Genomic DNA, 820 nt, shown 5'->3' with positions numbered 1-820 from the left:
ACGGCGCCGTGGGCACGGCTGCGGTCGCTGCCTGCTCAGCAGGCGGGGGGCGCTCCGCGGACGCTCGACGAGGTGCCGGGGCGGACCCCGCTGCGGCTGCCGCGGCAGACCGGTCCGCCGACGACGGAGCGGCAGGAGAGGTGGCGGACGGGGCCTCCGGGTTCGCAGGGGCAGCTGACTCAGCAGGCTCAGCAGAGGCTGCTGACTCAGCGGAGCCCGCGGACGACGCGGTGCTGCCGATCCAGGTGCGCTTGGGGTTCGTCGACCCGAACGCGGCGGCGCGGTTCCTGCGCGCAGCGTCCGGAGGTGAGGGCTTGGACTCGGCGCGTCGGACCGGCTCCTGATGTCTACCGGATCGACGGCGCCTGCGCCGAGAGGCCGAGGAGGGGTCCGTCATGCGCCCCATCCTAGATTCTTCGTGCGGGGTTCACGTGCAGCGGCCTGTGAGAACCTCGTGGAGGTCGCACGATCAGGGCCGATCCGTATCATGGTCCCATGCGTCTTCTCCACACCCCGTCGACGGATCTCACCTACGACGATTGCTTCTTCCTTCCTGCGCGTTCTGCGGTCACGTCGCGTTTCGACGTCGATCTCAGCAGCGATGACGGCACCGGCACCACGATCCCCCTGATCGCTGCGAACATGACGGCCGTCTCCGGCCGACGGATGGCCGAGGTCATGGCCCGCCGCGGCGGGCTCGCGGTGCTGCCCCAGGATCTCGCTCCGGAGCGACTGCACTCGATCATCCGCTCCGTGAAGCAGCGTGATCACATCGTCGACCATCCGCTGACCCTCACCGTGGACGGCACCCTCGGCCAGG

1 protein-coding gene is annotated in these 820 nt (G+C 70.1%); it reads left to right on the top strand.

Annotated features, from left to right (window positions below):
* Positions 1 to 495 precede the first annotated feature (495 nt).
* The coding region (locus CIK81_RS17850) for an IMP dehydrogenase (protein WP_199586427.1) at positions 496 to 820 on the top strand (325 nt) is incomplete at its 3' end.

The sequence above is a fragment of the Brachybacterium sp. JB7 genome (genome assembly GCF_003335205.1).
In the GTDB taxonomy this organism is placed as follows: domain Bacteria; phylum Actinomycetota; class Actinomycetes; order Actinomycetales; family Dermabacteraceae; genus Brachybacterium; species Brachybacterium alimentarium.
Note: the sequence above shows the minus strand (reverse complement) of the source record. Positions and strands in the feature narration are given on the sequence as shown.